Source organism: Pseudescherichia vulneris, assembly GCF_902164725.1.
GTDB lineage: Bacteria > Pseudomonadota > Gammaproteobacteria > Enterobacterales > Enterobacteriaceae > Pseudescherichia > Pseudescherichia vulneris.
Window position 1 is genome coordinate 349,767 of sequence record NZ_LR607338.1, and the last position, 2,763, is coordinate 352,529.

Below are 2,763 nucleotides of genomic sequence, written 5' to 3' on the forward strand. Positions count from 1 at the left end.
AAAAAACAGAGTCAGTAAGCAGATTAATCAACGTTCAGTTTAGCAATGCTGTTAATAAAATCATGTTTTTAAAAACAGTGTTGACTCTGATTTCTAAATGAGTAAATTAGAACTTACCAGCACAGTGAGGGTGTTTAGAAGTACCAAGGTAAGCCATTTTCTATAAAGGCCACGAAGTTTGTAGTTTTGGATGTAGTATAATTTCAAGCCGCGTAGTGATTGTACTGGTTAGCAAAATGGCAGTGTTAGCGCAACGATGTAAGCCCTTGTTTTTATAGCTTTGCTGGCGATTTTTTATGACCGTGTCGGCAAAGGATAACGCATTAAAGAGTATATGTCGCGATGGGGATGTACTTGTTTAAGTTGCCACGTTTATGTTTTAGAGCGTTGGCTGGTTTGTAACAGAATAAATAGCGGGAGGTTGTTTGGTCTTGATGCCAAATATTATCTGTAGTAAACGGGTGCATTTAAAAGTAGTACACTCTGCAGTAACAATTTCGTAAGTGGATTAATGTTAACTCTTCACTCCGTAGTACCTTAAAAGCCCTGGCTGCAATGGTCAGGGCTTTTAAGATTACTCAAGCGGCCTCTGAATTGTAAATTTCCCGCGCCAGTCCTTGACAAAACTAATCTTGCTTATCAAATCATAAGAGTCCACTATGCGTCATCGGTTTGGCATACAGACCTTATGAAAGCAGTTTTAGTAAAGCAGTCCTCATTTCAAGCGTTATCTATAGATACTCTTCTGCATGAGCCTCCTCCTAAGTGCCCAATAAGTCCTCATCTGCAAGCAGGCCATGTTCGCCACAATATGTGGTTCAAGAAAATTAAAGGAAATATCTATGTCTAATAAAATGACTGGTTTAGTAAAATGGTTTAACTCTGAAAAAGGCTTCGGCTTCATTACGCCAACAGATGGCAGCAAAGATGTCTTCGTACATTTTTCCGCTATCCAGAGCAATGATTACAAAACGCTGGACGAAGGGCAGAAGGTTGAGTTCTCGATGGAGAATGGTGCCAAAGGCCCGGCTGCCGGAAACGTTGTCGCGCTTTAAGCGCCGATAATGACACGAACGCTTACGACAGCGATGACGGTCTGAGCCTGAGCAGATAAGTGAACGTGATAAGAAACCCGCCATGAGCGGGTTTTTGCGTTTCAGGCCTTCCGGGGGAGTCAATTAAGCGATTGTGACATGTTTATTGCCCGGCGGCGCTACGCTTGCATGGGCCTACGGTCTGGCATGATGTGTAGGTTGGGCAAGCGTAGCGCCGCCCGGTTATTTCTTCCCCAAATGGTTTATTTCCATTCAAATCTTGTAGTTTGAGGATTGAAAATGATTGCTGCATATTTCCATTTTTTACCAGTGAGAATCTGTTCTATACAGTTGGTTGCATACAGATCGTCTGGCGGGGCAAAACGTGAGTACTCAGATTCTGCAGTAAGCTTGAATTCGTGAGAGACACTTACTGTTTGGTGACCTTCATCATTCACACTGCATTCACACGTAACCCTTGCTTCATAAAACGCATCCGGAAGTCCCTCTAGCATGCAGCCAGTAGCCCATTGCAAAAGCTGTTCATTTGAATATTTCGGCTGAGTAGTCGGTGCTTCTTGCTGATTTTTTATCAGCCGCTGAAGCGTGTTGAGAAAGGAAAACATGTCACCTCCTTGTTTGTTCCAAGGATAGCATAGTCCGGTAAATGAACCGATGCTGAAAGCCGTGACTTGGAAGGTGCAGAGCAGCGAAAGGTGACCCTGTAACTTCTAATGCCCTTGAGAGTCGTTCAGGGCCCACGCCTTGCCGCCTCGCTGGTGGTATTGATAAAGCTTACCTATACTCCAGGTGCAGCAAAAGCTGCCATCCTACCTGGAGTTACCCATGAAAAGCGTTAATCTGAACGTTTCAAAAGATCAGCAAAAAAATTCTGACAAGAAGTCTGGGTCCGACACCAAAAAGCCAAAACAGGATAAAAAATAGCGCTTCGCTAACATCCTTTTACTGCCGTTTATCGTGCTGGAGGTCCTATGTCCGAACGCCCCGATATTCTTGACCCGTTACCTTCTGACAGACCGGACCGGGACGATCCCGACCGTTATCCGCCAGATGATATCGACCCTATTGACCCTGACGATCCCGATTTTGACGATCCTGATATTGATGACCCTGATATCGACGATCCCGATCGTACAAGACCTCTCTAAGAATAGCCGCCTACGGGCGGCTTTTTGTTAACCCAGCATTCATTCTATTGTCACAAAGAGGCTCTATTAGTAGACCTGATGGAATCAGATAGGGACTAAACCGCTAATAAAGGTAGTTGCATTTTCCTTTTTTAGGAATAATACTAGTCGTGGTGGTTTCTGTTAGAAAATTAGGTCGTCAAAATGAAAAGAAAAATGCTGTTATCGTTACCGCTCCTCATCGTAGCAGGGGCGGTGTGTACCGGTTTTATGTACAACAATAAACCCGCTTACATTACGAAAGCTGAATCTCGCGTCGACTCCTATCTCTCAAACAGCTATGGTCCAGGGAAATGTGGCATCTCGCCAGCTGAACAGGGCCGTTGGGATATGGAGTGTCAGCGTCACGGTGGCAAACTGGTGTTGAAGTACGCGGTTTATCCAGCGGATAAAGCTCCTTACGCAGTCGCGACGGATTACTATCTGATCGCGGTAAACGACGAAGCGAAAAAGAGCGCGACCATGGGTCTGATGCGCTATCTGAAGATCGATACCGGCGTACAAAAAGGTTAGGGTTCTCT

Annotated in this window: 4 protein-coding genes; 3 read left to right on the top strand and 1 reads right to left on the bottom strand. The window is 44.8% G+C overall.

What is annotated here, in order from left to right:
- The first annotated feature begins 842 nt into the window (after positions 1 to 842).
- Complete coding sequence (gene cspE, locus FN633_RS01290) at positions 843 to 1,055, top strand: transcription antiterminator/RNA stability regulator CspE (protein ID WP_042395059.1); 213 nt, start codon at positions 843 to 845, stop codon at positions 1,053 to 1,055.
- Between the two features lie 242 nt (positions 1,056 to 1,297).
- Here the strand turns inward: cspE and FN633_RS01295 are convergent, their stop codons facing one another.
- On the bottom strand, positions 1,298 to 1,660 hold the full coding sequence (locus FN633_RS01295) for a hypothetical protein (protein ID WP_243731466.1): 363 nt from the start codon (positions 1,658 to 1,660) through the stop codon (positions 1,298 to 1,300).
- A 366-nt stretch (positions 1,661 to 2,026) separates the two neighbouring features.
- Here FN633_RS01295 and FN633_RS18330 point away from each other — a divergent pair, with 366 nt between their 5' ends.
- Together FN633_RS18330 and FN633_RS01300 are read left to right on the top strand one after the other, a co-directional pair.
- Positions 2,027 to 2,203 (top strand): hypothetical protein, encoded by a 177-nt coding sequence (locus tag FN633_RS18330; protein ID WP_165570675.1) that lies wholly within the window; start codon positions 2,027 to 2,029, stop codon positions 2,201 to 2,203.
- A 195-nt stretch (positions 2,204 to 2,398) separates the two neighbouring features.
- Positions 2,399 to 2,755, top strand: a complete 357-nt coding sequence (locus tag FN633_RS01300) for a hypothetical protein (protein WP_154056473.1) — start codon at positions 2,399 to 2,401, stop codon at positions 2,753 to 2,755.
- Positions 2,756 to 2,763 lie beyond the last annotated feature (8 nt).

Coding starts and splice junctions, on each gene's coding strand:
- cspE (WP_042395059.1), top strand. CDS start 843: ATGTCTAATAAAATGACTGGTTTAGTAAAATGGTTTAACTCTGAAAAA.
- FN633_RS01295 (WP_243731466.1), bottom strand. CDS start 1,660: ATGTTTTCCTTTCTCAACACGCTTCAGCGGCTGATAAAAAATCAGCAA.
- FN633_RS18330 (WP_165570675.1), top strand. CDS start 2,027: ATGTCCGAACGCCCCGATATTCTTGACCCGTTACCTTCTGACAGACCG.
- FN633_RS01300 (WP_154056473.1), top strand. CDS start 2,399: ATGCTGTTATCGTTACCGCTCCTCATCGTAGCAGGGGCGGTGTGTACC.